General features: G+C 62.6%; 21 protein-coding genes and 1 tRNA gene. 7 read left to right on the top strand and 15 right to left on the bottom strand.

Annotated features, from left to right (window positions below; translation table 11 throughout):
• Nucleotides 1–2: 2 nt before the first annotated feature.
• Entirely contained in the window at nt 3–740 is a 738-nt protein-coding gene (locus JMY29_RS11470) for a zinc ribbon domain-containing protein (protein WP_018777859.1), read from the bottom strand.
• A 58-nt stretch (nt 741–798) separates the two neighbouring features.
• Nucleotides 799–1,725, bottom strand: coding sequence for a Nif3-like dinuclear metal center hexameric protein (locus JMY29_RS11475; protein WP_064722268.1), 927 nt, complete (start codon nt 1,723–1,725; stop codon nt 799–801).
• Nucleotides 1,726–1,849: 124 nt separating this feature from the next.
• Between JMY29_RS11475 and msrA the strand changes: the two genes are divergently transcribed.
• The 3 genes from msrA (at nt 1,850) to epsC (ending at nt 4,003) form a co-directional block, all read left to right on the top strand.
• Nucleotides 1,850–2,374: a peptide-methionine (S)-S-oxide reductase MsrA gene (msrA, locus tag JMY29_RS11480; RefSeq protein ID WP_018777861.1), complete on the top strand. Its 525-nt coding sequence runs from the start codon at nt 1,850–1,852 to the stop codon at nt 2,372–2,374.
• 67 nt (nt 2,375–2,441) lie between these two features.
• Nucleotides 2,442–3,377: a cysteine synthase A gene (gene cysK / locus JMY29_RS11485; RefSeq protein WP_018777862.1), complete on the top strand. Its 936-nt coding sequence runs from the start codon at nt 2,442–2,444 to the stop codon at nt 3,375–3,377.
• A 41-nt stretch (nt 3,378–3,418) separates the two neighbouring features.
• Entirely contained in the window at nt 3,419–4,003 is a 585-nt protein-coding gene (gene epsC / locus JMY29_RS11490) for a serine O-acetyltransferase EpsC (RefSeq protein WP_018777863.1), read from the top strand.
• Here the strand turns inward: epsC and JMY29_RS11495 are convergent.
• The gene (locus tag JMY29_RS11495; protein WP_064722270.1) at nt 4,000–4,839 is read right to left on the bottom strand and encodes an oxidoreductase; all 840 of its coding nucleotides are present in this window, start codon (nt 4,837–4,839) and stop codon (nt 4,000–4,002) included. The genes epsC and JMY29_RS11495 overlap by 4 nt on opposite strands.
• Nucleotides 4,840–4,963: 124 nt before the next feature.
• On the bottom strand, nt 4,964–6,400 hold the full coding sequence (gene gndA, locus JMY29_RS11500; RefSeq protein ID WP_018777865.1) for an NADP-dependent phosphogluconate dehydrogenase: 1,437 nt from the start codon (nt 6,398–6,400) through the stop codon (nt 4,964–4,966).
• A gap of 252 nt (nt 6,401–6,652) precedes the next feature.
• Between gndA and JMY29_RS11505 the strand changes: the two genes are divergently transcribed.
• The gene (locus JMY29_RS11505) at nt 6,653–7,381 is read left to right on the top strand and encodes a FadR/GntR family transcriptional regulator (protein WP_026267183.1); all 729 of its coding nucleotides are present in this window, start codon (nt 6,653–6,655) and stop codon (nt 7,379–7,381) included.
• Here the strand turns inward: JMY29_RS11505 and JMY29_RS11510 are convergent.
• From JMY29_RS11510 to JMY29_RS11520, 3 genes are read right to left on the bottom strand one after another with little or no spacing between them, the layout of a single operon-like run.
• Nucleotides 7,378–8,430 carry an L-idonate 5-dehydrogenase gene (locus JMY29_RS11510; RefSeq protein WP_189075463.1) on the bottom strand — a complete coding sequence of 351 codons (1,053 nt, stop codon included), beginning with the start codon at nt 8,428–8,430 and terminating at the stop codon, nt 7,378–7,380. The genes JMY29_RS11505 and JMY29_RS11510 overlap by 4 nt on opposite strands.
• Complete coding sequence (locus tag JMY29_RS11515; protein ID WP_189075462.1) at nt 8,430–9,200, bottom strand: SDR family oxidoreductase; 771 nt, start codon at nt 9,198–9,200, stop codon at nt 8,430–8,432. The genes JMY29_RS11510 and JMY29_RS11515 overlap by 1 nt, the downstream gene beginning before the upstream one ends.
• Nucleotides 9,201–9,235: 35 nt before the next feature.
• Nucleotides 9,236–10,150 carry an NAD(P)-dependent oxidoreductase gene (locus JMY29_RS11520; RefSeq protein ID WP_189075461.1) on the bottom strand — a complete coding sequence of 305 codons (915 nt, stop codon included), beginning with the start codon at nt 10,148–10,150 and terminating at the stop codon, nt 9,236–9,238.
• A 70-nt stretch (nt 10,151–10,220) separates the two neighbouring features.
• On the opposite strand from JMY29_RS11520, the gene JMY29_RS11525 reads away from it, so the two are divergent.
• Nucleotides 10,221–11,288, top strand: coding sequence for a D-2-hydroxyacid dehydrogenase (locus JMY29_RS11525; protein ID WP_039241809.1), 1,068 nt, complete (start codon nt 10,221–10,223; stop codon nt 11,286–11,288).
• 6 nt (nt 11,289–11,294) lie between these two features.
• Here JMY29_RS11525 and JMY29_RS11530 read toward each other — a convergent pair whose 3' ends face one another.
• From JMY29_RS11530 to JMY29_RS11565, 8 genes are all read right to left on the bottom strand, one after another.
• Complete coding sequence (locus JMY29_RS11530) at nt 11,295–13,349, bottom strand: acyltransferase family protein (protein WP_189075460.1); 2,055 nt, start codon at nt 13,347–13,349, stop codon at nt 11,295–11,297.
• 149 nt (nt 13,350–13,498) lie between these two features.
• Entirely contained in the window at nt 13,499–14,851 is a 1,353-nt protein-coding gene (locus tag JMY29_RS11535; protein ID WP_110506028.1) for an MFS transporter, read from the bottom strand.
• Nucleotides 14,852–14,986: 135 nt separating this feature from the next.
• Complete coding sequence (locus tag JMY29_RS11540) at nt 14,987–15,781, bottom strand: IclR family transcriptional regulator (protein ID WP_039241812.1); 795 nt, start codon at nt 15,779–15,781, stop codon at nt 14,987–14,989.
• A gap of 208 nt (nt 15,782–15,989) precedes the next feature.
• Entirely contained in the window at nt 15,990–16,280 is a 291-nt protein-coding gene (locus tag JMY29_RS11545; RefSeq protein ID WP_018777874.1) for a hypothetical protein, read from the bottom strand.
• 226 nt (nt 16,281–16,506) lie between these two features.
• Nucleotides 16,507–16,582: transfer RNA gene (locus JMY29_RS11550), tRNA-Val, on the bottom strand.
• A gap of 66 nt (nt 16,583–16,648) precedes the next feature.
• The gene (locus tag JMY29_RS11555) at nt 16,649–17,605 is read right to left on the bottom strand and encodes an NAD-dependent protein deacetylase (RefSeq protein ID WP_018777875.1); all 957 of its coding nucleotides are present in this window, start codon (nt 17,603–17,605) and stop codon (nt 16,649–16,651) included.
• Nucleotides 17,602–18,105, bottom strand: a complete 504-nt coding sequence (locus tag JMY29_RS11560; RefSeq protein ID WP_189075459.1) for a peroxiredoxin — start codon at nt 18,103–18,105, stop codon at nt 17,602–17,604. Before JMY29_RS11560 ends, JMY29_RS11555 begins: the two co-directional genes overlap by 4 nt.
• Nucleotides 18,102–18,521 (bottom strand): DUF3052 domain-containing protein, encoded by a 420-nt coding sequence (locus tag JMY29_RS11565; protein ID WP_018777877.1) that lies wholly within the window; start codon nt 18,519–18,521, stop codon nt 18,102–18,104. The genes JMY29_RS11560 and JMY29_RS11565 overlap by 4 nt, the downstream gene beginning before the upstream one ends.
• Nucleotides 18,522–18,902: 381 nt before the next feature.
• Between JMY29_RS11565 and aceE the strand changes: the two genes are divergently transcribed.
• Nucleotides 18,903–21,689, top strand: a complete 2,787-nt coding sequence (gene aceE / locus JMY29_RS11570; RefSeq protein ID WP_209783758.1) for a pyruvate dehydrogenase (acetyl-transferring), homodimeric type — start codon at nt 18,903–18,905, stop codon at nt 21,687–21,689.
• Between the two features lie 184 nt (nt 21,690–21,873).
• Nucleotides 21,874–23,118, top strand: coding sequence for a PucR family transcriptional regulator (locus JMY29_RS11575; RefSeq protein ID WP_018776193.1), 1,245 nt, complete (start codon nt 21,874–21,876; stop codon nt 23,116–23,118).

A 23,118-nucleotide genomic window follows, 5' to 3' on the forward strand; every position in this document is an offset into this window, starting at 1 on the left:
GGTCAGTTCCACTCCGCTGAACGGACCAGGATGACGCCGGAGTCCGGGCAGAAAACGATGTCGTCCTCCGCTGCGGCTTTGACCTCGGCAAGGTCACCTGGGCTGAGCATCATCCCCGAGCCTTCGGACTTTCCGTGGAACAGCCGGGCAGCACCGACTCCACGCTTGGCGATGGTCTTTTCGTACACCGCGAGCATCCCCGGGTCCAGCGCCTCGGCGAATACAGCCCGTTGCCCGCGAACCACTGTCTCCTCGGCCGCGATCTCCGCGATCGCTTCGTCCAGTTCAGAGCGGATGCTGCCGAACGAACCCTGGATGTCGTCAACAATGGCTTGCTGGGCAGCCTGGCGTTCACGCAGGGTGTCCAGGCGCTCCAGGATCTCAAGCTCAACGTCTTCAAGGTCCGAACGGCGCTTGTTCAGCGAGGCGATGTCGTTCTGCAGCGCCACCAGGTCCTTGGACAACCCGGTTCCGCTGTTCAGCCGGGTTTCATCGCGCTCGATGCGGGACGCAACCTGTTCGACGTCGGCTTCCGCGCGGCGCAGTTCGGCTTCGGCGTCATGGACAGCGATTTTGGCCGCCCCGAGTTCACCGTTGGCCACACTGAGGGCGTCCGTCAGGTCAGTAATGCGGGGATCGTTTTCCAGCACCTTCCGGCGGCCCGCCAACGACTTGAGCTTGGCATCCAGCCCCTGCAGTTCAAGCAATTTCAATTGTTCTGCCGGTGCTGCTTTCGCCACGCTTACCTCCGCTTGTCGCCGCCGGTCCTGGAGATCAGGTCCGGCCCTTTCCTAGACTCTAGTCGCCGCCGGGAGTCAGTATGAAGTCCCAAGGGTCACTGTTGGTACTGCTGACGCGGATATCGACGTCGTAGCCCTGGTCAGCGAGCACGTTGCCCAACGCTTCTGCGGCGGCTGGAAGCCACAGCCATTCACTCGCAAAGTGCGATACGTCAATCAGGTACGGCCGCCCGTTGGTGGCCCCCTCACGCGCTTCGGAGGCCGGATGATGCCGCATGTCCGCTGTGACGTACACATCGGCATGGTTGGCCCGGACGGCGTCGAACAAACTGTCCCCGGCGCCGCCGCAGACGGCAACACGCCGCACCAGGCCGTCTTTGTCGCCGGCAACCCGGACCCCGCCCGCCACGGCGGGCAGCATTTCAAAGACACGGGCCGCAAAGTCGCCCAGGGTTTCAAGCTCCGGAAGATCGCCCACCCTGCCGATTCCTTCTTCCGGCAATCCGTTGGATGCCTGGGTCAGGGGCGCCACGTTCTCCAGACCGAAGGCATCTGCCAGGACGTCCGACACTCCGCCAACGGCTGAGTCACCATTCGTGTGCACGGTAAGCAGGCCAGTGCCCGCTTCGATCAATCGGTGGACAGCGAGGCCCTTGGCCGACGTTGCGGCAACGGAGTTCACCCCTTTGAGCAACAGGGGGTGATGGGTAATAAGGAGCCCGGCACCCCATTCGATGGCTTCATCGATAACGGCCAGGGTGGGATCCACGGCAAAGAGGACTTTGGTCACCGGGACCGTGGGGCGCCCGACAACCAGGCCGACTTCGTCCCAATCCTCGGCGAGGGACTCGGGCCAGAGTTCTTCAACAGCCAACAACACCTGGCCGAGGGTAGGTTCGCCGCTGGCCCCAACTGTTTCTTCGTGTTCTGTTTCGTCATCTTCGACGGAATCCGCATCAGAAATGCCAGTGTTCACTGCTTCCATATCCCTATTCTTCACTACCGGGCCGGTTCAGGCAGTCCTGGTCACTTGTGCAGCTGCCCGGTGCCGTAATTCTCCCGTAAGGTGAAGCGGGAATCATCAGGCCATCCCAACCATTGAAGAGAACATGAAAACTTTCGTACTTGGCGGCGGCTGCTTCTGGTGCCTGGATGCCGTTTACCAGAAAACCCGCGGGGTCAGCTCGGTTGTCTCCGGCTACACCGGCGGCCACGTCCGCAATCCCGATTACTACGAAGTGTGCTCCGGGACCACCGGTCACGCGGAGGTGGTTGCGGTGACATTCGATGAAACTGTTGTTCCGGAAGAAGTCATCCTGGACATGTTCTTCGCCCTGCACGACCCCACCACCCTGAACCGGCAGGGCTACGACGTCGGGACCCAGTACCGGTCCTCGATGTTCTACACCACCACCGAGGAGAAGGTCTTGTTCGAGGAAGCCATCGAACGCGCCCAGGCCTTGTGGTCCGACCCGATTGTGACTGAAGTGGTGCCGCTCCCGGACTTCTACGAGGCCGAGGAAGTCCACCAGAATTACTATGCAAAGTTTCCGTACCAGGGATACTGCCAGGTGATCATTAACCCCAAGCTGGCAAAGGCCAGGAAATATTACTCTGCATGGCTTACTGCTTAGCAGCGTTTCGATCCGGCTGGTTAGGCTGACCTCAGCAATCCCTCTTCAGAGATAGGCGTAAATTTTCATGGCAAGGATCTACGACGACGTTACTCAGCTGGTCGGCCGCACCCCGCTGGTTCGATTGAACCGGCTCACCGAGGGCCTTGACGCCCAGGTTGCCGTCAAGCTTGAGTTCTACAACCCCGCCAACAGCGTCAAGGACCGCATTGGTGTAGCCATCATTGACGCCGCCGAAAAGTCCGGTGCCTTGAAGCCGGGCGGAACGATCGTCGAGGGTACCTCAGGCAACACGGGCATTGCCCTCGCACTCGTGGGCGCGGCACGCGGCTACAAGGTCATCCTGACCATGCCCGAAACCATGTCCACCGAACGCCGTGTCATGCTGCGCGCTTACGGTGCCGAAATCGTCCTGACCCCGGGTTCCGAAGGCATGCGTGGGGCCGTCGAGAAGGCCCAGGAGATCGTCGCCAACACGGAGAACTCCATCTGGGCCCAGCAGTTCGCCAACGAGGCCAACCCGGCGATCCACCGCGCCACCACGGCCGAGGAAGTCTGGAACGACACCGACGGCGAAGTTGACATCTTCGTAGCAGGCGTAGGAACCGGTGGCACCATCACCGGCGTGGGCCAGGTCCTCAAGGAACGCAAGCCCGGAGTCCAGATTGTTGCCGTCGAACCCAAGGATTCGGCCATCCTCAACGGTGGCGCTCCCGGTCCCCACAAGATCCAGGGCATCGGCGCCAACTTCGTGCCCGAGATCCTGGACACCAACGTCTACGACGAAGTCCTTGACGCCACCCTTGAGGACTCCGTGCGGGTTGCCCGGGACCTCGGTGCCCGCGAAGGCATCCTCGGCGGCATCTCCTCCGGTGCCATCGTGTGGGCCGCGCTCGAACTCGCAAAGCGTCCGGAGAATGCCGGCAAGCTGATCGTGGCCGTCGTCTGTGACTTCGGGGAGCGTTACATCTCCACCGTGCTGTTCGATGACATCCGCGGCTAACACAACGCCTGCACACCTTCATTTCCTGTAGAAAGGTCTTTGTGAGCTTCTTCGCAAGACTTAAGGAAGACCTCGACGCCGCCCGGTCCCACGACCCGGCGGCGCGAGGTTCTTTTGAGAACTTTTTCGCCTACTCCGGATTGCATGCCATCTGGGCGCACCGCCTGACCCACAAGCTCTGGCAAAACCCGGCGCTCCGTTTTCCGGCGCGCCTGATTTCGCAGCTCGCGAGGTTCCTGACGGGCATCGAGATCCACCCCGGGGCCACGATTGGCCGCAGGTTCTTTATCGACCACGGCATGGGCGTCGTCATCGGTGAGACATCGGAAATCGGCGATGACGTGATGATCTACCACGGTGTCACGCTCGGCGGCCGCTCCCTGGCCAAGGTCAAGCGCCACCCCACCATCGGTGACAGGGTGACCATTGGTGCCGGCGCGAAGGTATTGGGCCCCATCACCATCGGAGCAGACAGTGCTGTTGGTGCGAATGCCGTAGTAGTGAAGGACGCTCCACCAGAGTCGATCATCACTGGAATTCCGGCGACCTGGCGGCACCGGGACGCCAGGTCAGAGACGAAGCCTGCAGTGGATCCGGCCGAGTATTACATCGAATACCGCATCTAGCCGGCCAGTCCTTTGTAGAAGTTCAGGAACACGGCGTCGAACGCCCTGTCCGGAAGAATCCTTCGCATTGCCAGAACGCTCCAGGCCCCCCGCCCTACCGGGTAGCGGGTCCTGGGGCGTTTTGCCTTTGCTGCCCGGACGATGGCTTTTGCCACCACCGTTGCCGGAGTGGAAAGCACGTGGCCATCACCCGAGGTGGATGCCAGCGCTGCGGCAACAATATGCGCTTGATCGGCGTACGGGCCATCGCCTGACGTGGCCAGCAGCCCCTCGCCGGCAATGGTGCCCCATTCGGTGTCGGTCCCTGACGGTTCGATGATGACGACGTCGATGCCGTGCGGCTTCAGTTCCAGGCGCAGCGAGTCGCTCATCCCCTCCACGGCAAACTTGGTGCCGTGGTACCAAGCGCCCAGGGGCTCGTAGATCTTTCCCCCGATGGATGTGACATTGATGATCCTGCCTTTCCCTGCCGCCCGCATCTGCGGAAGAACCAGCTGGGTCATCCTTGCAAGGCCCAGGACATTGACGTCGAATTGCCGCCTCCCCTCGGCCAGGGGGACCTCTTCAAGGGAGCCGTAGGAACCATAGCCTGCGTTGTTGACCAGCACGTCCACGCGTCCGTGGGCGGCTTCCACTTGCGCCACCGCTGACATCATCGATTCCTCGGAGGTCACGTCGAGCGACAGTACGGTTATCCCGTGGTCCTTCAGGGGCTCCATCATGTCGACGCGACGCGCACCTGCGTAGACAGTAAAGCCCGCCCCTGCCAGGGCAAGGGCCGTCGCGAATCCGATACCCGTGGAGGCGCCTGTAACAAGTGCGATGCTGGCTGGCATTGTCTGTCCTTTGCTGGTGGCCCAGCACCTGAACGGGAGCTCCGTTAAGGCAAAGGCCGGCTCCTTCCAGCGTAATAGGAAGGAGCCGGCCTTTGCGCGGTGGTGTTAGTGACCCACGTGGCTGCTAGTGGGTGTCGACAGCCGAGATCTCGGACTTGTCTTCGCCCCACAGGGTGTGGAACGTGCCCTCGGTGTCTACTCGGCCGTAGGTGTGTGCACCGAAGAGGTCGCGCTGTCCCTGGATCAGGGCGGCGGCGACCCGCTTGCGGCGGAGGCCGTCGTAGTAAGCCAGGGAGGAGGAGAACACCGGTACCGGAATGCCCAGCTGCACGGCCGTGGCCACAACGCGGCGCCAGGCCGGGAGTGCCTCTGCGATGGCCTTCGTGAAGGCCGGTGCAAACAGCAGGTTCGCGGGCTTCTCATCGGCAGCGTAGGCCTTGGTGATGTCCTTGAGCAGCTCTGCACGGATGATGCAGCCTGCACGCCACAGGGAAGCGATCTCGTCCAGCTTGAGGTCCCAGCCGTATTCCTTGGCTGCGGAGGTCAGCATGTCCAGGCCCTGTGCGTAGGACACGAGCTTGGAGGCGTAGAGTGCCTGGCGGACGTCCTCGACGAACGTCTCCGGGATTTCCACGGAAGCCTCTTCACCGGCGAGCAGCTCCTGGCCGAGCTTGCGCTGCTCGGTCTGGGAAGACAGCGCGCGGGCAAACACGGACTCTGCAATGCCGGAGACCGGTGAGCCGAGTTCAAGGGCGGAGATGACCGTCCAGCGGCCGGTGCCCTTCTGGCCTGCAGCGTCAACGACGACATCAACGAACGGCTTGCCGGTCTTGGCATCGACGTGGCCGAGAACCTCAGCGGAGATTTCGATCAGGAACGAGGACAGATCGCCCTTGTTCCACTCAGCGAAGATCTTGGACTGTTCGGCGGGCTCAATGCCTGCACCGGAGCGGAGAAGGTCGAATGCTTCGCCGATGACCTGCATGTCGGCGTATTCGATGCCGTTGTGGACCATCTTGACGAAGTGGCCGGCGCCATCGGTGCCGATCCAAGCGCAGCAGGGTTCGCCGTCGACCTTGGCGGAAATCTTTTCCAGGAGCGGGCCGAGCGCGTCGTAGGACTCACGGGAGCCGCCGGGCATGATGGAGGGGCCGTTCAGCGCGCCTTCTTCACCACCGGAAACACCGACACCGACGAAGTGAAGGTCCTTCTTGGCCAGCGCTGCTTCGCGGCGGCGGGTGTCCTCGTAGTGCGAGTTGCCGGCGTCGATGATGATGTCGCCGGCCTCGAGCAGCGGTTCCAGCTGCTCGATGACGTTGTCGACGGGGGCACCTGCCTTGACCATGATGAGGACGCGGCGGGGCTTTTCGAGAGAGTCGACGAGTTCCTGCAGCGTTTCCGTGCGGATGAAGTCGCCTTCCGTGCCGTGCTTTTCCAGCAGGGCGTCAGTCTTTTCCACGGAGCGGTTGTGGAGAGCCACGGTGAAGCCGTTGCGTGCGAGGTTGCGGGCCAGGTTGGCGCCCATCACCGCAAGGCCGGTGACACCGATGTGTGCTGACATCAAAACTCCAATTCGTTCGTGTGCAAACAGTCCCGACGTAGCCATGGGGGCACGCGGGAAGCGATTTCAAAACCAGGGGCTGTAATAAACCATACGTATATAAACCTTGGGCGGGAAAGCGGCGCCCACGTTGTGGAAGCTGCCGCGTCATAAACAGTCTATGATGCCCGGCGGCTGCTGAGGCGGCTCGGAATGCGTTCCCGGCACGGATACCGGCATCCCCGGTCGCCCCGCGCCACTATGCTTACCTCTATGTCAACCAGCCTTCACCACCGCGCCGTTGAGCATTTGGGGACCCGGATTGTGGGTGGCGCCCTTCCCACCGGACACGTGATGTTGGCTGAGCATTTGGAAGACGAACTCAACGTCTCCCGTTCCGTGGTGCGTGAAGCCGTGCGTGTCCTCCAATCACTCGGGCTTGTGGAAACGATCAAGCGGGTGGGCATCCGTGTCCTTCCTGCCCACCGCTGGAATCCCTTCGATCCCCTGGTCATCCGGTGGCGTCTCGCGGGCGAAGGCCGCGGCGCGCAGTTGCGGTCGTTGGCCGAGCTGCGCTCCGCCGTCGAGCCCGTAGCCGCCGAACTCGCCGCCGGCAACGCACCCGAGAGCCTGCGGCAGGAACTGGTGGGCATTTCCCTCGCCATGAAGGAAGCGGGAGACGCCGGGGACATGGCAAGATTCCTTGACCTCGACATCCGCTTCCACGCCCTGGTGTTGTCCGGATCGGGCAACGAGATGTTCGCCAACCTCATTGGCCAGGTCACCGAAACCCTCACGGGCCGGACCGTCCACGGCCTCATGCCCGAGCATCCCCAGAAGGAAGCCCTCCAATGGCACATGGACGTGGCCCACGCCATCGACGCCGGCGACGGTGCGGTGGCCCGCGACGCCGCTGCCAGGATCATGCGCCAGACGATCGCGGAGCTGGCACCCAGCTGGGACGACCAGCCCCGCGTCTTCGTCCCTGTGGCCAGGAATTAGCCGTTCCGGAAGTTCAGCAAAACCTTGCCGGACTCGGCCGAATTCTTCGCCACTTCGAAAGCCTCCAGGCCGTGGGCGAGATCGAATTCGTGCGTCACAACGGGGTCGGCAAACAGGGATCCGTCAGCCAGGGCCGCGATGACTTCGTCAATCTCGTCGTTGAAGCGGAATGAGCCCAGGAGCTCCAGCTCGCGGGTTATGGCGAGGGAAATGAACACCGGTTGGGGTCCCGACGGCAAAAGACCCACCATCACCACCTTGCCGCCACGGGTGGCACCCTTGATGGCCGAGGCCAATCCGTAGTGGCTCCCTGAGGATTCAATGACGACGTCGGCGTCCACCGCCGCGATGGCGTCCGCGTCATCACCCTTGAGGACGGCGTCGGCACCGACAGACCGGGCGATCTCCAACGGCTTGTCATGCATGTCGACGGCGACAATCCGGGCAGCGCCGGCGCGCTTCAGCACGGCCACCGCCAGGGCTCCGATCGGACCGCTGCCGATCACGAGTGCCGTTTTCCCCCGAACGTCGCCTGCGCGGGAGACCGCGTGCCATGCGACGCTGGCCGGTTCCACAAGCGCCGCCGTGCGAAGGTCCAGATTTTCAGGCAAAGGACGGAGCATCCTGGCGGGCAGATTGGCGTAGCGGCTGAAGGCGCCGTCGGTGTGCGGATAGCGTGCCGCACTTCCAAGGTAGGTGCACCCCGGCGAGAGATTTGGCCGGTCCTCGGGGTACCGGACGTCGCCGGGTGCCGGGGTGGCAGGGTGGACAGCCACAGGCGTGCCCGCTGCAGGACCCGCACCATCGGCTGCCTGCTGGAGGACAACACCAACGATCTCGTGGCCGAGGACCATCGGTTCTTTGAGAATGGACTCGCCCGCGGCGCCGTGCAGCCAGTAATGGAGGTCCGAACCACAGATCCCGCCATAGGCAATCTCCACGATGGACTCGTTGGGTTGCGGTGCTGCCAGGGGGATGTCCTCGATGCGAAGATCGCCTTTGCCATGGGCTACGACTGCCGGACCGGATGCAGGGAGGTTGATGCTCATCAGACCACCACCGTCATTCCGCCGTCGACGAAAATCGTCTGGCCGTTCACGAAGTTCGATGCCTGCGATGCGAGCCATACCGTGGGGCCGGCAAGGTCGGCCGTGGTTCCCCACCTGTTGGCCGGGGTGCGGCCCAGGATCCAGGAGTTGAAGTCGGCGTCATCGACCAGGTTCTGCGTCATTTCGGTGTGGATGTAGCCTGGGGCGATTCCGTTGATCTGCAATCCGGATGCGGCCCACTCGGCGGTCATGGCCCGCGTGAGGTTGCGCAAGCCGCCCTTCGCGGCAACATACGGCGCGATCGTGGGACGGGCCAGGTCCGTCTGGACCGAACAGATATTGATGATCTTGCCGTGGCCCCTGGGGATCATGTGCCGGGCGGCTTCCCGACCTACAAGGAAAGCGCTGGTGAGGTCCGTGGTGATGACCCGGTCCCAGTCCTTGACGTCAAGGTCCAGCATGGGCACCCGGTGCTGGATGCCGGCGTTGTTCACCAGGATGTCCAGAGGCCCGACGTTTTGTTCCACCCAGGCGACGCCTTCAGCGGCAGAGTCGGCGTCCGTCACGTCGAAGGCCCGGCTGTGGACTCTCCCTTCCGGATACTCTGCGGCCATCGCCAGGTGTGATGCGTCAAGCCGTTCAGTGTTGATGCCGTTCAGCACAACCGTGGCGCCGGCATCGGCGAGGCCGCGGGCAAGGGCGTTGCCTATCCCCCGGCTTGAACCAGTGACCAAGGCAACCCGCCCGGTCAGATCGAAAAGTGCACTCATGGTTTGTTCGTCATTCCTTCTTCAGTTGCGACGGTTCAGTTGCTGTTGGACGTGATGGGGACAGGCGTCCGGCCCAGGTTTGCGATGGCCTGCCGGACGACGGCGAGGTCCTGGTCGCCGAGCCCTTGGCGTTTGAGTTCGGCGTACAGGTCATGTGCCGCCGAAGCGATCGGCGTGGCGGAGCCGGCTGCCGCAGCGCTGGCGAGCACGAACCCGAGGTCTTTGTGCATGAATTTTGCCGGTCCAGTTGGCGAGTAGTCCTTGGCTGCCAAGCGCGGACCGACGTTGTCCAGCACCCGGCTTCCCGCCAGTCCTCCGGACAGCACCTCGAAAAGAGCCCCTACATCCATCCCGGAGCGTTCGGCGAGTTCCGCAGCTTCGGCGAGGGCCGCCGTCGTGGTTCCGACAATCAGTTGGTTGCACGCCTTGGCGAGCGACCCCGACCCCAGGGGTCCCATCCGACGCACGGTGGTGCCCATGGCCCGGAAGAGCGGCCCAAGCTGCTCGAAGGTTCCTTCATCGGCCCCCACCATGATGGCAAGGGTTCCGCTTTGTGCGCCGGCAGTTCCGCCGCTCACCGGCGCGTCCACTACGGCGGCGTTGCCGCCGCTTGCTTGGTGCACCAGTTCGCCGAACCGCTGGACACCCGTTGGGGAGACACTGCTCATGACGACGACGGCGGTCCCCGGGCGCGGCGCCGAACTCCCCCAGGATTCGAGCAGCTCCGCTGCCGCTTCTTCGATGAACGGAAGGTCGGGAAGCATGAAAATGATGGCGTCCTCGTCACGCAACGCGGCCACGCTGGCGGCCCGGTTGATGCCGGGGAGAGCTTCGAACGCGGCGTCGGAGCGGTTCCAGGCGGTGACGTTCCATCCGGCGCCGGCCAGGTTGGAGGCCATCGGCGCGCCCATCAGACCCAGCCCGACAAAACCCACGCGTTTGGTGGTCATGGCAGGTAACACCTCACTTCGTCGTGGTCATTTACGTAAATTCTGTTCAATATCCTAGCCGCCATTCAGTATGATGAACACTATGACGACTGATGAACTTACCATCGCCATCGCTGTACCGCTCGAAGCTGAGCACGTAGAGCAGATCCGCGCTGTAGATCCCTCCGTAACAGTTCTCTACGAACCGGAGCTGCTTCCTCCGGAACGGTTCCCGGCAGACCACGCGGGCGACCCCGCGTTCAAAAGGTCGCCGGAACAGGAAGAACGCTATTGGGCCATGCTGAACCGCGCCCAGGTCCTCTATGGCTTCCCCAACGAAAGTCCCGCCGGCCTTGCGCGCATCGCAAAAAGCAACCCGCACCTGCAGTGGATCCACGCCATGGCAGCCGGTGCCGGTGGAGCGGTCAAGGCCTCAGGCCTGGACACCGAAACGCTCCGGAAGTTCCATGTCACCACCTCTGCCGGCGTCCACGCCCTGCCGCTGGCGGAATTCTCGGCATTCGGTATCCTCAACGGCTTCAAGCGCAGCGCCGAGATGGCACAGGACCAGGCCGCCAGGTTCTGGCCGGAACTGCGGACGCCCACCAAGCTGGCCAACGGTTCCAAGGTTGTCATCGCGGGCCTCGGTGAAATCGGCATGGAAACGGCCCGCATCGCGCGCGCCCTGGGCATGAGGGTCAGCGGAACCAAACGCAACGTCGAAGCCATCGAGGGAATCGAGGAAGTCACCAACAACGACGGCTTGGCCGGCCTCCTCGCCGACGCCGACGCCGTGGTCAACACGCTGCCCGGCACGCCGTACACGGAAAAGCTGTTCAACAAGGACATCTTCTCTGCCATGAGGCCAGGAACAGTTTTCGTCAACGTGGGGCGCGGCACGGTAGTGGACGAGGACGCCTTGCTCGCGGCACTGGACAACGGACAGGTTGGATACGCATGCCTGGACGTGTTTGCAGTGGAGCCCTTGCCTCAGGACAGCCCTTTGTGGAACCACCCCAAGGTCCTGGTGTCGCCGCACACCTCGGCATTGAGCGCGGCGGAAAACAGGCTCATCGCCGAACGATTCCGCAACAACCTGCGCATTTTCCTGGACGGTGGCGAACTCCCCCACCTGGTGGACCCGGTCCACTTCTACTAAACCGGACTACCAACCTGTGGCGCTGAGCCACCTCTCGGACAATGCATCGGCCATGCTCCCGGTGTATGTGCTCGAGAGGTGGTTGTCGTCCAGGTACACGTAGACGTTGCCAATGATCCCCGGACAGCTGGCACCATCACAGATCAGGTCGGTCATATCCAGGATGGACAGGCCGGTGAAGTTTCCTTCCAGCTGATCCAGCGGATTGTCGGCGGCCAGCACAGAGGACAGGGCGGGACGGCAACGGGGATCGTCGACGCCCGAAGCCATGGCGCATTCGCTGGGGCTGAAGGAGAACCGTGGGTTGTCCCGCATGGCGATGACCTCCACACCTTGATCGGTGATCTCCCCCACCAGTTCATCAAGTCCCCACGTAAGGTCCTCATCCGGAGAATCCGGGACAGCCGCGGTCCCGACAAGGAAAACAGCATCCGGGCGGTAACGCCGAATGTGTTCGCGGACATTCCGGTTGAAGGCATTGCATTCGTCGCCAACCTCGTCCGTCTGAGTCATGAATGGACAGGCTCCAAACGTAATGGCCTGCACCCGCCAGTTGCGCTCTTTCGCCATGGGGCCGATGGCGCCGAGCCACTGCAGGGAATGTGACTGCCCCACAACGAAGATGGTCTTGGCGGCATCCGCGCCGACGTCGTTCTGCTGGCACTCCGCGAACAGGACCGGGTCCTGGGGACGCAGCTCCCCGGTACAGGGGCCGTCAAGCTTGCCCCAGTCCGCCGGAAGCTGCTCAGGCGTCGGGAGCGTCCTGGCGTCCTTGCCCACCCGGTTGACATAGCCTGGCAGCAACGCCCTTGCGCCCGGGTTGTCATCCATGTCCTGGCCGGCAATGGCGTTCTTCTCTTGCTGCTGCTGGAACCCGAACACCGTCATCGGCGTCGCTCCCACAGCAAGGCAAACCAATACCGCTACAGCCAGACGGCGACGCTTTGCCTCCGGCCAGCGCCATGACCGCAGCGGCTGCTCCACGAATCTGGTGGTGAGGTAGGCCAGCAGCAACGAAACACCCACGATCGCCGCGCCCGTCAGTGCGTCCGCGTGGTCTTCGCCGATCCACACAAGGGTGATGACCAACAGCGGCCAGTGCCACAGGTACAGGGCATACGAGGTAGACCCGAGCCCCACCAGCAACCTGGAGGAAAGAATACGGTCCACCCCGAAACGGCTTCCCGTCTGTCCTGCCACGATGACAGCCACAGCCGCGAGGGTGGGCCACAGCGCCACGAAGCCCGGGAACGCCGAGCGGACCTGGAGGAGCACACCGCAACTGAGCATCGCAGCAACTCCCACCCAACCCAGTACGGTACCCAGGCCACGCCCTGGGCGCAGGAAGGGAAGCAGCAGCGCAACCAGGGTACCCAGCGCAAACTCCCACAGCCGGGCAAGAGTGTCGAAGTAGGCCAGTTCCTGGTGGGCGCTGGTGAAGTAGATCGAGTAGCTCAGCGACGCGACGAAGATCAGCCCGAAGATTCCCAGCAACATTGACCGGTATCGCAAGCCGAACCTCCGGCACACCAACGCGGTAGTGACGAAGATCGCCGGCCAGAGGATGAAGACCTGCCCCTGGATGGACAACGACCAGAAGTGTTGCATGGGGCTCGCCAGGCTGTGGTCAGCGGCGTAGTAATTGACCACCTGCTTTTGCAGCAGCCAGTTCTGTACGTAGAACAGGGAAGCCCAGGCCTGGTTGACGATCTCAGTCCACCTTGTCCGGGGGACGATAACGAACGTTGCTGCCAATGTACCCGTCAGCACTACGACGACGGCGGGAAGCAGCCGCCAGAACAGGTGCAGCCAGTGCCGGACCAGCGACACCGGCCGGGACTCCTCATACCGACTGACGAACTGGAGGGTCATCAGGAAAGCCGAAATCAGCAGGAAGACGTCCACGCCTCCCGAAACCCTGCCAAACCAGATGTGATACGACACCACCATGAGCACGGCCAGTGAACGGAGCCCCTGGATCTCGGGCCGAAATCTGGTGCCTCTGGAGCCCCGGATTTGGCCGGGGCTTTCCGGCGATGCCACGCCCTTGGTTGCCGTCATGGACACGCTCCTCTATCGCTGCACCAATTCTGCACCGCGCTCCGCGAATTTCCAGCACTCCGGGGTTGGACGCCGCAAAGAAAACAGGACGGCGCCCCTCCTGTGGAGGGACGCCGTCCTGAGGCGTGTTGTAGCAGCGGTTTCGGCGACTACTTGGCGTCTTCCGTGCTGACGAGGTCACGGCCTGCCGTCTCGGGGGTGAAGAAGGTGGTCACGAAGGAGATGAGCGCGAGGACCAAGGAGTAGATGGCGAGTACCAGCCAGGAGTGGTTGGTGGCGGCCAGCATCAGCGCTCCGAGCAGCGGCGCAAGGCCACCGGCGAGGACGGCTGAAATTTCACGGCTCATGGCCACACCGGTGAACCGGTACTGCGATCCGAACAGTTCAGGCAGCAGGGGGCACTGCGGACCAAGCATCGACTGGACGCCGATGGCGATTCCCACGGCCATGACTACCCATACCAAGGTGACGTTGCCCAGTGTGACCAGGTAGAAGGCGGGTACGGCAATGATCGCCTGGAACAACGCGCCGTAGCGGTAAACCGGAACACGACCGTACCTGTCGGACAACGCACCGAAGGTCACCACCATGACTGCTGCGAATCCAGCGGCGATCAACAGACCGACAGGACCGATCGAGTTGTTGCCCGCGAAGACTCCCGCGGGCATGCTCATGAACGAGACAAGCAGGGCAGAGTAGATTGACGAGTTCCCGTTTTCGCCCATGCGGAGGCCAATGCCGATCAATACGTTCTTCTTGGAGTGCTTCCACAAAGCGCCAATGGGGTTCTTGACTACGTTCTTGTGCTTTTCGAGTTCCTGGAAGGCAGGAGTTTCCTTGAGCTTGAGCCGGATGAAGATGGCAATCACGATCAGGATGAAGCTGGCGAGGAACGGTACCCGCCACAACCAGCCCTGCAGGACCGACTTGTCCGCCATGGTGATCAGCGCGAACGTGCCGGCGCCAAGCAGGGTACCGAGCTGAATGCCGACGAACGGCAGGGAAGCGAAGAAACCACGACGACGACGCGGCGCGACTTCGGAAATCAGCGTGGTTGCGCCGGCCTGCTCGGCACCGGCACCGAGCCCCTGAATGATACGCAGGGTCACGAGCAGCACCGCACCCAGCATCCCGGCCTGCTCAAAAGTCGGCAGGAGGCCAATGGCGAAGCTTGCCGTGCCCATCAAGGCAATCGTCAGGATCAGGACCATCTTGCGGCCGAACCGGTCACCGATGTAGCCGAAGATCAAGCCGCCGAAGGGACGGGCAGCAAATCCGACACCATACGTGGCAAAGGAGGCGATCAATGCCCCGTCCGGACCGAGCGGCGAGAAGAACAGTGGCCCGAAGATCAGCGCCGAAGCGAGGCCGTAGATGTAGAAATCGTAGTATTCCAGGGCGGAGCCCACGGAACTGGCCAGCGTCGCCCGCCGGAGCTGCTCCGGTTCAACGACGGCCTCGTCAGCTTCCGCCGCGAAGTTTGTTTTAGTACGAGTTGTCACAAGCACTCCCTCAAAATCACCCCGGGCCCCCGTTGGCCCAGTGAGATAGTGATGGCATCACCGCCAAGATCACTATGATGAACAGAGTACAGCTTGCTGAACGCAATGCCAAGGTTAAAATCAGATTTATAAAAATCAGCCCATGGGGTTGCCCAGCGATCGCGCCAACTCCTTGAGCTCTTTCACCATGAGAGCTCCCTGCTCTTCCGAATATGTGGCCTTCAATGCGGTCACGGAGAGACCAAGGCTGGGCCCATGCGCGCCGTGGGTGGGTACAGGGACGGCCAGGCAAACGACACCTACCGTGGACTCCTCATCCTCGAAAGCAAAGCCTTGCTGGCGGATGGTGGTGATCTGGGCCTTGAGTTCCTCGGCCGTCCGGAGTGAGTTGGCAGTCATCGTGGGCAATTCCATACCGTCTGGGAACATGGCCTCGATGTCGTGGTCATGCAGCTGTGCCAGCAACGCCTTGCCCACACTGCACAGCGAGACCGGCATCTTGTCACCGATATTGGACGTCAACCGCACGGCGGGATGCCCTTCGTAACGCGCCAGGTAGATGACGTGGTCGCCGTCGAGCATCGCAATGCGGACCGTTTCGCCGGAGAGCGTTGGAGCCTGCTCGCAGTACTTGTAGAACTCCTGCACTTCGTCGAGGCGGCTGAGGTACGCAGCTCCGAGTTCCACCAGCTTCCGCCCGAGCGCAAAATCTGCGCCCTGCCTGGTGATGAGGCGCGCTTCCTCGAGCGCCAGCAGCAGGTTCGATGTTGATGACTTCGGTATGCCCAGCTCACGGGACAAATCGCTGAGGGTCAAGCGGCCGGAAGGGGAATCAGCCAGGGCTTCCAGGACGGCGGCGGCGCGCGTGACGGCGGGGGCCGGCGACGAAGCGCCCAACCCTTCGGAGCGGGTGGTGCGGGAATCGGCCATGATTCTCCTTCGTCATTGCAACTCAGTGTTCAATCTGCTGAACAATACCCATCATAGTGGCAAGCAGGAGTCGCTGACCTGTCCGGCTTTCCAAACCCAAAAGTTGGCTGTATATTCATTTTCGAGCTCTCCACCGCGGCATCCCCCAATAGTCGCGGTGGAGAGCTCATCCATTTCCTGTCTGCTGCTGATTGCCGGCACAGGCTCCCTATGCTGCCGCGGCGTCCTCACCCCGAAGGCACCAGCCCCCTCCTGATCCATCGCGCACCAGTTGCCACGTGGCGAGAGCGGAACGGGCGTTGTTCCCCAAGCGCACCTGGACCTGCAGGACCTCAACATCCACGCGGCCGGTTCCGCGCGGCATCCGCTTCGATACCTCCCACCAGGCAACCCTTTCGAACCATCGGACGGGCTCCACTGCGATCTTCCACTCCCGGCCTCCTCTCACGACGACGGCCGGCTCGCCTTGGGCGGTTGTGCGGATGTAAACGTGCTCCATGGAGTCAACCGTAGGAGGAGGCTACGACAATGAGAGGTCGCTACCGGCGGAAGGAGGCACTGACGGCAGATCACCAGACTCCAAGTGACGGCACCGAGGGGACAAAGGCGCAGGGAGGATAAAGGCGCCGAGGGGACAAAGGCTCCGGGCGTGAAACAACAACGTGAATTGAGCACGAAAAAGCCCCGCCCTCTCGAACCTTGCGGCCGTGAGTGACGGGGCTTCCTGGTGGGTCCTACCGGGATCGAACCGATGACATCCACGGTGTAAACGTGGCGCTCTACCAGCTGAGCTAAAGACCCATATTGCGGTTTCAGCAGCCTCTGACTTCCTCAGCGCTTCAACCAACGAACAATGACTCTACATGATCAACTGCCGGAAACACCAATCGAGTCTGGAACGGCCGGAAGATCAGGCAAAGCCCGCGCAAGGTAGTCCAATGCACCGCTGACGCCCAGCTCAAGTTTCACTGAAGCAAGCTCGTCCCCGCGGGTGATCCCCCTGTTGATGATGACCACAGGCTTGCCAGCTTTTGACGCATGGCGGACGAACCTCAGGCCACTCTGCACCGTCAGCGACGAGCCTGCAACCAACAGAGCTTCCGCGTCATCAACCATGCCGTAGGCACGGGCTACGCGGTCCTTGGGGACGTTCTCCCCGAAGTACACGAAATCAGGCTTCAGGATTCCGCCGCAGATCGGGCACACTGCCATGACAAACGACGTGATGAGTTCGGGGTCTTCCACCGTGGCATCGGCGTCCGGCGCCATCTCCACCAGGCCGGACTCCACAGCAGCTTCAACGAAGCCCGGGTTGATCTCTTCCAGGATGGCCGCGATCAGCTGCCTGCTGAAGGTGTGTCCGTGGGAAAGACAGATCACCTGGTCGAAGCGCCCGTGCAGATCCACCACGTTGACGCTTCCGGCATCCTCGTGGAGCCTGTCCACGTTCTGGGTGATGAGCCCCGTCAGGAGGCCTCGCCGTTCCATCAGCGCGACGGCGGCATGGCCGGCATTGGGGTCGGCATGCCGGAGGTGGGACCAGCCGATGTGGTTGCGGGCCCAGTAACGCCTCCTGTTCGCCTCGCTCCCAATAAACTCCTGGTAGGTCATGGGGTTTCGTGGCGCAGAACCCGGCCCCCGGTAATCCGGTATCCCGGAGTCGGTACTCAATCCGGCTCCCGTGAGGACAGCCAGGCGCTGGCCCTGCAGGACGCGCACCGCAGGATCCAAGGCTTCCAGCTCCGAGGGTTCAAGCTGCACTGCGGCCGCAGGTGCCATGCTGGCGAACCCCGTCATCCCCACGCCTGGCCCCCGGTTGCTCATGGCTGTTGTTCCACCATGGCCGATAGGGCCCTCCGGTACTCGTTGAAGTCCCTCGCCTGGCCCCGCGGATTGACCACGACGTAACGGATAACGCCCGCCGCATCGATGATGAAGGTTCCCCGCAGGGCCATTCCGCTGGCTTCATCGAAGACTCCGTAATCCCGGGCAACAGCTCCATGCGGCCAGAAGTCCGCCAGGAGATCGAACTCGAAGCCCTCATGTTCGGCGTAGGCCCGTTGAGCGAATTTGCTGTCGACGGAGATTGCCAGCACTGTTGCATCAGCGTCGTTGAACTGCGCAATGTTGTCGCGGATCTCACACAACTCGCCGGTGCAGATGCCTGAGAAGGCAAAAGGGAAAAAGACAACGACGACGTTTCGGCCGCGATAGTCCGACAACCGGACAGGCTCACCGTATTGGTTCAGAAGTTCGAAATCAGGTGCAGGCTCACCTGTACGGGGGCCCTGGACCGCAGCAGGTGCCTGCTGGACTTCCGTCATTTGTTCTTCTTGGGCACCAGCCGTGTGGCGCTCCAGTCTTTGGATACCCCGGCGGAGGTAGTCAGGTGAAGTCCCGAAGTAGGGGCTGCGTCCTGGATGTCGGCCGGAGACACGTAGTTATCCCTTCCTGACTTGGGCGTCAGTACCCAGACAACTCCGCCTTCCTTCAGCGTAGTGAGCGAATCCATGAGCCCGTCAACGAGGTCACCGTCGCCGTCGCGCCACCAGAAGATGACCGCATCAACGACGTCATGATCGTCTTCATCGAGCAATTCCGAGCCGGTGACATCTTCAATATCATCACGCAAGTCGAAGTCGACGTCATCGTCGTAGCCGCGCTCCTGAATCAGATCCCCATCTTTGAAACCCATTCGTTCCGCCACATTTACCGATGTGGCGGCGTCGGCCTCGCTCACGTTTCCTCCTTTTGAAGTGACTTCCATTACTAACAGCCAACACCCTTTGGGCGCCTGCTTCAAGCCATTCTCCCTGCACCGGGGCACATTCCGCACCACCTGGGGTGTTTCGGGCCCGTGGCACATGCGTGCTTTACGTCACGGAAGCCGTTCAGATGTGACATACAACGCCCTGCGGGGGCTGCGGCTACGCATAGCAGCGCCGCGAAAGCTAGAGTGGCCATGAGCGCTCTGGCTGCAGGGCGATCGCCCCGCAGAATTCTACTGGGCAGCCAAGCGCTCACAAGACCTGCCCGGCGCATCCGACCGGGCTGTTGAAACCGAGATGTCGCACACGACGCGTTCACGACGGGCAGTCACCCTGCCAGACCTGAGGCGCCGATGCATGCGCCTAAAGGAAGGTTGGACGTGGCTGCAGGAGAAGAGACCTCACACATCCTCAGCGGGTTGACTGCCCAGCTGCCTGATCGTGATCCGGAAGAGACCGCGGAGTGGATTGAGTCCCTTGATGCGTTGATCGCTGAGCAGGGTACCGAGCGGGCTCAGTACATTATGCGTTCGTTGTTGCAGCGTGCTGGTGCCCGGTCGGTGGGTGTGCCGATGGTGACGACCACTGATTATGTGAACACGATCCCGGTGGATCAGGAAGCGCCGTTCCCGGGGAACGAGGAGTTCGAGCGCCGGTATCGGGCGTATATGCGGTGGAACGCCGCGGTGATGGTCCATCGTGCGCAGCGCTCGGATATTGGTGTGGGTGGGCATATTTCCACTTATGCCGGTGCTGCGACGTTGTATGAGGTGGGGTTCAACCATTTCTTCCGCGGCAAGGACCACCCCAGTGGCGGGGACCAGGTGTTTTTCCAGGGTCACGCCTCTCCGGGGATGTACGCCAGGGCGTTCATGGAAGGCCGGTTGAGCGAGGAGGACCTGGACGGGTTCCGTCAGGAGAAGTCCAAGGCCGGGCACGCGTTGTCCTCGTACCCGCACCCGCGGTTGATGCCTGATTTCTGGGAATTCCCGACCGTGTCGATGGGTATCGGCCCGATGAACGCGATTTACCAGGCCCAGTCCAACCGGTACCTGCAGAACCGTGGGATCAAGGACACCTCGGACCAGCAGGTCTGGGCGTTCCTTGGTGACGGGGAAATGGACGAGCCCGAGTCCCGTGGTCTGCTGCAGCTGGCAGCGAACGAGAACCTGGACAACCTGAACTTCGTGATCAACTGCAACCTCCAGCGCCTGGACGGGCCGGTGCGTGGCAACGGCAAGATCATGCAGGAACTCGAAGCGTTCTTCCGCGGTGCGGGCTGGAACGTGATCAAGGTCGTCTGGGGCCGGGAATGGGACTCCCTGCTGGAAGCGGACAAGGACGGGGCGTTGGTGAAAATCATGAACGAAACCCCCGATGGTGACTACCAGACCTACAAGGCCGAGTCCGGCGGGTTCGTCCGTGAGCACTTCTTCGGTAAGTCCCCGCAGACCAAGGACATGGTCGCGGACCTGGACGATGAGCAGATCTGGGGCCTCAAACGCGGCGGTCACGACTACCGCAAGGTCTACGCCGCGTACAAGGCAGCGACCGAGTTCAAGGGCAAACCCACCGTGATCCTGGCCAAAACGGTCAAGGGCTACGGCCTGGGCCCGCACTTCGAGGGCCGCAACGCGACCCACCAAATGAAGAAACTGACCATGGAAGACCTCAAAGCCTTCCGTGACCACCTGCGCATCCCGATCAGCGATGACCAGCTCGACGCCGACCTTTACCGGCCCCCGTACTACCACCCCGGCATGGACGCCCCGGAAATCAAATACCTCATGGACCGCCGCGCCGAACTCGGCGGGTTCGTGCCCGAACGGCGCCGCACCCACACCCCGGTCACCCTGCCCGAAGCCAAATCCTACGACGTCGCCAAACGCGGATCCGGCAAACAACAAGCCGCGACCACCATGGCCTTCGTCCGGCTCCTCAAAGACCTCATGCGCGACAAAAACTTCGGCGCCCGGTTCGTGCCCGTCGTCCCGGACGAATCCCGCACCTTCGGCATGGACGCGTTCTTCCCGACCGCGAAAATCTACAACCCCAAAGGCCAGAACTACCTCTCCGTGGACCGCGACCTCGTCCTGGCCTACAAAGAATCACCCGCAGGCCAACTGATCCACCCCGGCATCAACGAAGCCGGCGCCGTCGCAGCATTCACCGCCGCCGGCACCGCCTACGCCACCCACGGCGAACCCCTGGTCCCGATCTACGTGTTCTACTCCATGTTCGGCTTCCAACGCACCGGAGATTCCTTCTGGGCCGCCGCGGACCAAATGACCCGCGGCTTCATCATCGGCGCGACCGCAGGACGAACCACCCTCACCGGCGAAGGACTCCAACACGCCGACGGGCACTCCCCCATCCTGGCCTCCACCAACCCCGCCGTCCGCACCTACGACCCCGCCTACGGCTACGAAATCGGCCACATCATCCGCCACGGCCTCGAACAAATGTACGGCGAGGCCAGTGACGATAAAAACGTCATGTACTACCTCACCGTCTACAACGAGCCCATCACCCAACCCGCCGAACCCGAAAACCTCGACACCAACGGGCTCCTCAAAGGCATCTACCAACTCGCCGACGCCCCCGAGGCCACCACCGGAAACGGAAACCGCCCCACCGCGAACATCCTCGCCTCCGGCGTGTCCGTCCCTTGGGCCCTCGAAGCCCAAAAAATCCTCAACGACGACTGGGGCGTCGCCGCGACCGTCTGGTCCGTGACCTCCTGGAACGAACTCCGACGCGACGGACTCGACGCCGAAGAACACGCCTTCCTCAACCCCGGCCAACCCACCCGCACACCCTTCATCACCGAACAACTCCACGGCCACACCGGACCAGTCATCGCAGTCTCCGACTACATGAAAGCCGTCCCCGACCAAATCCGACAATTCATCCCCAACGACTTCGCCTCCCTCGGAGCAGACGGCTTCGGCTTCTCCGACACCCGCCAAGCCGCACGCCGCTACTTCAAAAACGACACCCACTCCATCGTCGCCAAAACCCTCCAACTCCTCGCCGCCAAGGGCGAGGTTGAAGAATGCGCACTGGAAAAGGCGATCGAGAAGTACCGGCTCCTGGATGTCAACGCCGGCACCACCGGCGGAGCAGGCGGCGACGCCTAGGCTTCTTCCGGGACGTCACGCGTCACCAGCACCATCCGCGACGGCGGTCCTCACCAAAAGGTGGGGGCCGCCGTCGGGCGTTTAAAGCTGTACGCAGGCGCTCGACGGGACGTGACGGGCAACAAGGCTAGTTGTAGCCTTCGCACAAATGGAGGTTCCCCGGGCTGGGCCGTATGCTCATTCCATGGCAGAGCCCACCAAAACAACGTCAAAGCGCAAGGCAGCAACCCCGGCATTGTCGCCGGAAAAGGCGGAAACTCTCCGGCAGCTCCGCGCGAACGTAGGGCAACTGTCCACCAGCACCATGCGCCAACTGGAGAAATCGCTCCCCTGGTACAGCCGCCTGAGCTCCGATGAACGATCGGCGCTCGGCCTCGTGGCACAAAACGGCATCGCGGCGTTCGTGACCTGGTATGAGCGCCCCAGTTCACCGTCCTGGATCCTCACGGACGTCTTCGGCAATGCCCCCACCGAGCTCACCCGCTCAATCAGCCTCCAAAAGGCCCTGCAGCTGATCCGCATCGTGGTGGAAGTGGTGGAGGACCAGGTACCGGTGATCGCCCCGGAGTCCGACCAGCCGTCGTTGCGCGAAGCCGTCCTGCGCTATTCGCGCGAGGTCGCATTTGCCGCTGCCGATGTTTACGCACGTGCCGCCGAGTCCCGCGGGTCGTGGGACACCAGGCTGGAAGCGCTGATCGTGGATGCCATCCTCCGTGGGGAAAATACAGATGCCTTGCGGTCACGGATCGCGGCGCTGGGCTGGAAAGCACAGGAACGCTTCACCGTGATGGTGGGCAACTCTCCGTCGGAACCCAGTGCAAGCTACGTCAGCGAACTGCGCCGTACTGCCGGGCGATTTGCCGAGGATGCGCTGGTGGGAATCCAGGGCGACCGGCTCATCCTGATCCTTGGTGGCGTCCAGGACCGGGACACCGCTTACCTCAAACTCAGTGAACTCTTTGCCCCCGGTGCCGTGGTTTACGGTCCGGAGGCCGGATCTTTGCTGGAAGCGAGCAGTTCCGCCCAGGCCGCCTTCGCCGGCCTCACGGCCGCCCGTGCGTGGCCCTCGGCGCCCCGCCCCGTCGCAGCAGACGATCTGCTACCGGAGCGCGTGGTCTCGGGCGATGACGCCGCCAGGCGATCGTTGATCAAGAACATCTACAGGCCGCTCCTGGCCGCCTCAAACGGCCTCGTGGAGACCTTGGGAACCTACCTTGAACTGGGTCATTCACTGGAGGCTACGGCCCGGGAACTGTTCGTCCATGCCAATACGGTGCGCTACCGTTTGAAGCGTGTCTGCGACGTGACAGGCTGGGATCCCCTCCTTCCGCGGGAGGCGTTTGTTCTGCAAACCGCCCTGGTGGTTGGCCGCCTTTCGGCTCCGCCGAAAGCCGTTCCGGAACGTCATGCGTCACGTTCGCAGAGCTGA

Source organism: Paenarthrobacter nicotinovorans, assembly GCF_021919345.1.
In the GTDB taxonomy this organism is placed as follows: Bacteria; Actinomycetota; Actinomycetes; order Actinomycetales; family Micrococcaceae; genus Arthrobacter; species Arthrobacter nicotinovorans.

What these genes read in the sequence shown, in the direction of transcription:
- JMY29_RS11530 (WP_189075460.1), bottom strand. Translation starts at nt 13,349, where the DNA reads ATGACGGCAACCAAGGGCGTGGCATCGCCGGAAAGCCCCGGCCAAATC.
- JMY29_RS11575 (WP_018776193.1), top strand. Translation starts at nt 21,874, where the DNA reads ATGGCAGAGCCCACCAAAACAACGTCAAAGCGCAAGGCAGCAACCCCG.
- JMY29_RS11505 (WP_026267183.1), top strand. Translation starts at nt 6,653, where the DNA reads ATGTCAACCAGCCTTCACCACCGCGCCGTTGAGCATTTGGGGACCCGG.
- msrA (WP_018777861.1), top strand. Translation starts at nt 1,850, where the DNA reads ATGAAAACTTTCGTACTTGGCGGCGGCTGCTTCTGGTGCCTGGATGCC.
- JMY29_RS11520 (WP_189075461.1), bottom strand. Translation starts at nt 10,150, where the DNA reads ATGACCACCAAACGCGTGGGTTTTGTCGGGCTGGGTCTGATGGGCGCG.
- JMY29_RS11540 (WP_039241812.1), bottom strand. Translation starts at nt 15,781, where the DNA reads ATGGCCGATTCCCGCACCACCCGCTCCGAAGGGTTGGGCGCTTCGTCG.
- JMY29_RS11510 (WP_189075463.1), bottom strand. Translation starts at nt 8,430, where the DNA reads ATGAGCATCAACCTCCCTGCATCCGGTCCGGCAGTCGTAGCCCATGGC.
- JMY29_RS11545 (WP_018777874.1), bottom strand. Translation starts at nt 16,280, where the DNA reads ATGGAGCACGTTTACATCCGCACAACCGCCCAAGGCGAGCCGGCCGTC.
- JMY29_RS11560 (WP_189075459.1), bottom strand. Translation starts at nt 18,105, where the DNA reads ATGACGGAAGTCCAGCAGGCACCTGCTGCGGTCCAGGGCCCCCGTACA.
- aceE (WP_209783758.1), top strand. Translation starts at nt 18,903, where the DNA reads ATGCATGCGCCTAAAGGAAGGTTGGACGTGGCTGCAGGAGAAGAGACC.
- gndA (WP_018777865.1), bottom strand. Translation starts at nt 6,400, where the DNA reads ATGTCAGCACACATCGGTGTCACCGGCCTTGCGGTGATGGGCGCCAAC.
- JMY29_RS11555 (WP_018777875.1), bottom strand. Translation starts at nt 17,605, where the DNA reads ATGAGCAACCGGGGGCCAGGCGTGGGGATGACGGGGTTCGCCAGCATG.
- JMY29_RS11525 (WP_039241809.1), top strand. Translation starts at nt 10,221, where the DNA reads ATGATGAACACTATGACGACTGATGAACTTACCATCGCCATCGCTGTA.
- JMY29_RS11515 (WP_189075462.1), bottom strand. Translation starts at nt 9,200, where the DNA reads ATGAGTGCACTTTTCGATCTGACCGGGCGGGTTGCCTTGGTCACTGGT.
- JMY29_RS11495 (WP_064722270.1), bottom strand. Translation starts at nt 4,839, where the DNA reads ATGCCAGCCAGCATCGCACTTGTTACAGGCGCCTCCACGGGTATCGGA.
- cysK (WP_018777862.1), top strand. Translation starts at nt 2,442, where the DNA reads ATGGCAAGGATCTACGACGACGTTACTCAGCTGGTCGGCCGCACCCCG.
- JMY29_RS11475 (WP_064722268.1), bottom strand. Translation starts at nt 1,725, where the DNA reads ATGGAAGCAGTGAACACTGGCATTTCTGATGCGGATTCCGTCGAAGAT.